The following is a 3,949-nucleotide window of genomic DNA, read 5'->3' on the forward strand; positions in this document are numbered from 1 at the left end:
CAATGGGCGTATAACGCCGTTATAAATTGCCGAAAGAAGCGCAGCTTATTGAGGTCAATTTCATAACTTTGTTAAGTTTCTATACTCTTCAGCACTAAATATACCTTTCCCAACCCCCGCATATTTGACAAATAGTTGTGCTGATTCATTGTCAGTTTCTAAGGGGAATGATTTAGCTCCTTTCGACAATAGCCATATTGTTCTGGTAATTCCATTGCTGAAGGAAGCATAAGGACCATATTCAGATTCTTGGCAATGAGGGAACGCTAAAGGTACTGGGTTAGAAAGTCCATGAGAGAATCCATATTCAGCAGCAGGATATCTGTAATCTGATTCCCATGCAGATTTATCACCTGAAGATAGTTGATATTCTTGCTTACCTGGGTCATTTTTCCAGAGAGCTAAAAACTTCATAGCATCGACAAAGACGATTTTATAATTGCTACCCTTATACGATGATCGACTGGCCGACATATACTTACGACCACATTCTTCTGTATCCACATAGAATATTACTTTTTCATTTTCTATGGAATGTAACCCAGAGCTCATGTTTACCTCCATTTAAACTTAACGCCGCCAACAGGTGCCCATTTGTAGTGAAGCCGCAGGCACAACGAAAAATGGGTCGCCCTGCTTGGCATTGTCACATGCTTTTGCTATACTTTGTATCACATTGTATTACAGATTCACATATTTGGTGATGTTATGAAAAACGAAATGCTGAGCACCCGAATTGACCACGACACCAAGTTAGCGTTTACTCACGTTTGCGAGAACATGGGACTTAGCCCCTCTCAAGCAATAAAGCTTTTTGCCAAAGCGGTCGTTAATTACGGCGGCATACCCTTTGAGCTTAAAGTCAAGCAACCCAATGCAGCAACAGCCTCAGCCATCTCCGAGCTCGAGTCCGGCAAGGCAAATACCGCCAGCAATATTGAAGAGCTATTCGAAGAATTCAATATCGGTAAGACCGACAATGCTTAAACTCGAGTACTCAAGACAATTTAAAAAGGACTTCAAGAAAATAGCAAAACTTTCGATTCCCGATGTAGTTGAAGTCGGTCATGCCATTAAACAATTACAGCTCGGGGAAACACTACCGGAAAAATACGTTGATCATTCTTTGTCTGGAAACTGGCAGAATTATCGAGATTGYCACGTAAAACCGGATTTAGTTTTGATTTACAAAGTCGATGACACCTCTCTCAAACTGGCTCGAATTGGCACCCATTCCGAACTATTTCGATAACATGTAACGCCGCAAGCAACTGCAGATGTAATGGAGTTTGTTTCTATGCGATGCTTTTCCCGCATAAAAACAAACGGAGTGTAAGCTGTCAGGTTGACTTGCCTTGTTAAAAGTTTCCACGCTAGTACACCTTGCTAAGTTTGCCGCCTTCAAAGGTGAACGTGACATTGTTTACGATAATTTTGTTGCCATCTTCGACAATGAATGCATTTGGATAGGACTGCCGCACCAAATGCAGAATATCTTTTTGGGAATAATCCTTGCCACCTTTTACAACAAGATCACCCAGAAAGCTATGGGCATCATTTAGATCATCTAGGCTTACTTGCTGATATGTATATGTAATGCCAGCATCAATTGCGGAATACAGCCAAAACAGATTACTACCGACCAGAAGTGTAAGAGTGACGAAAAATGATGCTTTCCAATTATTCATGCGATACTCGATGACTTTTAACGCTCTTGCAGCACGCGCGCCCATGGAATGGAGCCGAAGGCGCAATGTAATGGGCGTCGCTGTGCCTGCACTGGTTATGATCAGTCATCCACTTTAACCCCAAACTTTGAAACTCGCCTCCGGTTCAGCGTGCTCTCTTTCCCAATTTTTATTAAAGCGTTTCGAGCATTCTCTGAAACTTTTCTTTCTTTATCGCCGATATTGCCGATGCGGAAAAATTGCAAACAAACCTCGACATAACGACCTAGCTGCGGGCCTTTCGTGCCTTTGAAAAGTGTGTAGAAATCGTCCACAGATGCCCGCGATAGAACTTCAATATCAGATCGATTCCATCCGTTAGTGCCAACTAAGCTGCTGACAACGTCTTCTAAAGAGCGATTATCAACGGCTTTACTTACAATCTCGTCAAATCTTTGAATTATTTTCTTATCCTGAATATCGTCTGAAAATGGGTACATCTCAAGATTAAGAGATTTTGGATTCCCTTCTCTCTCTGCAACATAAAGTTCAATTAGTTCATCAGCCTTATCACTATGCCCCAAATCACGAAGAAGTCCTACTGTGCCATTTAGGTTAAGGAGACTTATATATTTTGAGCTTTTCTTGAAACCCTCATACAAAGCGTGGACAAGCTCTTCTTCATTATCGTCAAACGTATTATGGTATTTTTCCCAAGCTTGCTTGAACGAGCCCTCTACTTTGTCTGCGACTATTTTTTGATTGAGACTCTCAGCTTCAGWAATAAGCTTATACTCATCATAAAACCCCCTAACCACTGCATCAGCTATCTCTAAATCAAACTCATCACAGTTTTGAAAATCATAAGAACGTAACAAAGAATTCCACTTCTTCTCTTCGTCACTTTCTTCATTTTTTCCAAGGCCCCAAAGTGAATATCCGATATGCCGGACATAGTCTATCGACGGAATCGAACTATCGTCTCGTTGAAAGTGGCAGAGTGCGAACAACACGAGGCTATGTATGGCTTGATAGGTAACTTCGGCCTCGTAATCTTTGAGAAGAGGAGCTACAGATCTGGAAAGGTACAGCATTTTCCTAATTATTCTTATGTTGCTTACACCTAAACTCAATACATTTTTCTTTAAAATATCCAAATATTCAAAATCTTCATTAAGAGCTATCTCGCTACATTCATCTGAGGTAGGAGAGAGTAGAACATCAAAGTCAATCACCTTTTCGCGATATCGATCTAGCTGTTCACTCTCAGTTTTTTCGAAGGAATCGTCGTTGAGTATAAGAACGACCTTGCAGTCTCTTTGTTCTTTTAGCAGAGAAACTAAACCTAAAACATCACGTATTTTTAGATCATCCCCTTTTCGTTCTAGATCATCAATGCAAATAATCGTGTTTTTCAAGGAAAGAAATGAAACAGCTTCAAGAGCAAGAGAAACGTTTTTAACATATGGCAGCCCTTGGATAACTCTAATTGACTTTCTTCCAAGGGACTTTCCTAAGGTTTCTGTACTTTTCCTAAAGGTGTCAATGCTCGGCTTGTGATCAATTACCTCAATATCGACAACTTGTTCAAACATTGCAAATTTCAGGCTATCGAGGGAATTGATACCAAAGAGAGAAACATAGGAATAGCGTTCCAAGCCAACTGCATTGCGATGTGCAGCGTCAACCAAAAATTGATTCCACGTAAACGTTTTTCCTACGCCCCATTTCCCTCGAATCGCGAGAACTTCAGGGGTCGTGCTGCCGAGAAATTTATCTATCTGTTTATGAACTAATTTGATCGACACAAGACTCCCTCCCTAAGTTCATAACGCCAAATTAAGTAGTGAGCAACGCTACCACCTACCTAAACCATTGTGCCGTAAACACTAAAGCTGATTCAAACCAAAAATGCCAAGCGTTGCGAATCTGCTTAAATTTATTGTTATGTGAATTTATTGTCCATTACAGCTTCGATCGCAGACTCTAGATCTTCTTCAGTGAGAAACTCTAATGACGATATCTCGGCCAATACCTCTTCCTGTATCAATTTCAGCGTACGCTCCTTATTTTTATTTAACCACGGACTCATAAAGATAGGCATTTTTTCACCAACCCACTTTTCTGATTTCAAAAATGTAGTTCTATCTGGAGCTAAATATTCTTTTACTTCCTTTTCAATTTTTTCATAGTCAATAATTACATCTAACTCACGGCCTGATACGGGATCTAGGCAATAACTCTCACAGAGTTCAGCATTTGTATAAGTATCTGATATGTTG

Annotated in this window: 6 protein-coding genes; 2 read left to right on the forward strand and 4 right to left on the reverse strand. The window is 40.4% G+C overall.

What is annotated here, in order from left to right:
• Positions 1-60 precede the first annotated feature (60 nt).
• Positions 61-552, reverse strand: coding sequence for a plasmid fertility inhibition factor family protein (locus BZG80_RS15475; protein WP_077661668.1), 492 nt, complete (start codon positions 550-552; stop codon positions 61-63).
• Between the two features lie 156 nt (positions 553-708).
• Here BZG80_RS15475 and BZG80_RS15480 point away from each other — a divergent pair, with 156 nt between their 5' ends.
• Both BZG80_RS15480 and BZG80_RS15485 read left to right on the forward strand, forming a co-directional pair.
• Positions 709-987, forward strand: a complete 279-nt coding sequence (locus BZG80_RS15480; protein WP_077458086.1) for a type II toxin-antitoxin system RelB/DinJ family antitoxin — start codon at positions 709-711, stop codon at positions 985-987.
• Positions 980-1,252, forward strand: coding sequence for a type II toxin-antitoxin system RelE/ParE family toxin (locus BZG80_RS15485; protein WP_077661682.1), 273 nt, complete (start codon positions 980-982; stop codon positions 1,250-1,252). Before BZG80_RS15480 ends, BZG80_RS15485 begins: the two co-directional genes overlap by 8 nt.
• A gap of 121 nt (positions 1,253-1,373) precedes the next feature.
• Here the strand turns inward: BZG80_RS15485 and BZG80_RS15490 are convergent, their stop codons facing one another.
• From BZG80_RS15490 to BZG80_RS15935, 3 genes are all read right to left on the reverse strand, one after another.
• Positions 1,374-1,688, reverse strand: a complete 315-nt coding sequence (locus BZG80_RS15490; RefSeq protein WP_077576987.1) for an Imm58 family immunity protein — start codon at positions 1,686-1,688, stop codon at positions 1,374-1,376.
• Between the two features lie 101 nt (positions 1,689-1,789).
• Positions 1,790-3,475, reverse strand: a complete 1,686-nt coding sequence (locus BZG80_RS15495; RefSeq protein ID WP_077679758.1) for a hypothetical protein — start codon at positions 3,473-3,475, stop codon at positions 1,790-1,792.
• A 137-nt stretch (positions 3,476-3,612) separates the two neighbouring features.
• Positions 3,613-3,949: hypothetical protein (locus tag BZG80_RS15935; RefSeq protein ID WP_158011564.1), on the reverse strand; the 337-nt coding region annotated here is incomplete at its 5' end.

The sequence above is a fragment of the Salinivibrio sp. MA440 genome, from assembly GCF_001996265.1.
Taxonomy (GTDB): Bacteria; Pseudomonadota; Gammaproteobacteria; order Enterobacterales; family Vibrionaceae; genus Salinivibrio; species Salinivibrio costicola.